General features: G+C 31.9%; 1 protein-coding gene and 1 pseudogene. Both read left to right on the forward strand.

Translation table 11 applies throughout. The features are described 5' to 3' along the window. A pseudogene (locus WMO19_RS09830) lies at positions 1–243 on the forward strand (phage replisome organizer N-terminal domain-containing protein); the annotation flags it as partial. Positions 244–425: 182 nt separating this feature from the next. Then, on the forward strand, positions 426–680 hold a 255-nt coding region (locus WMO19_RS09835), incomplete at its 3' end, for a hypothetical protein (RefSeq protein ID WP_349171689.1).

Below are 680 nucleotides of genomic sequence, written 5' to 3' on the forward strand. Positions count from 1 at the left end.
GGAGAATATAAAAATGTTTCCTTAACTGATGAAGAATATGGAAAATTAAAGGATAAAATGCAATGTCATAGGGATAAAATGATAGAGAAGCTGTCAACCTATATGCAAAGTACAGGAAGAAACTACAAAGACCATTATGCGACCTTGGTTCATTGGTATGAACAGGACAAAGGGAAATTAAAGGAAAACAGTAAATCAAAAGTATATACCTTTGAAGATTATGACAAGGGTGAACACTTGTAGACCTCGTATAAGACGGTGGAAAGGCTTTTTAAGAGTGTTAATAATAAAATAGGTATCAGATTATGGCTAATTGTAAAAACATCGTATAAGGGCTTAAATTTGTGGTATGGAAAAAATATCGTATTTATGATAAAATGATAATGATATGGTAATAAACTCAGTTATAAGGAGAGGATATATAAATGCGAATTCAATTTACTGTAACCGATGAAGAACTTGAAATTTTAACTAAAAAAGCAATAGAGGGAGGTTTCCCAAGCGTTACTGAATATTGTAAGTGTAGTAGTTTACAAGAAAATACAAGCTATGCTGACCTATATACTACCTTATTAAACAAAATTAGCTCTTTACCGAAAGGCAAAGAATTTGTTTTGAGAGAGTTAATCGCAACACCGCCGGCATTGATTGGCAGATGGTTTTATGAAAATGTAAATAAG

This window comes from Peptoniphilus hominis (ex Hitch et al. 2025), from assembly GCF_040096015.1.
In the GTDB taxonomy this organism is placed as follows: domain Bacteria; phylum Bacillota; class Clostridia; order Tissierellales; family Peptoniphilaceae; genus Peptoniphilus_A; species Peptoniphilus_A hominis.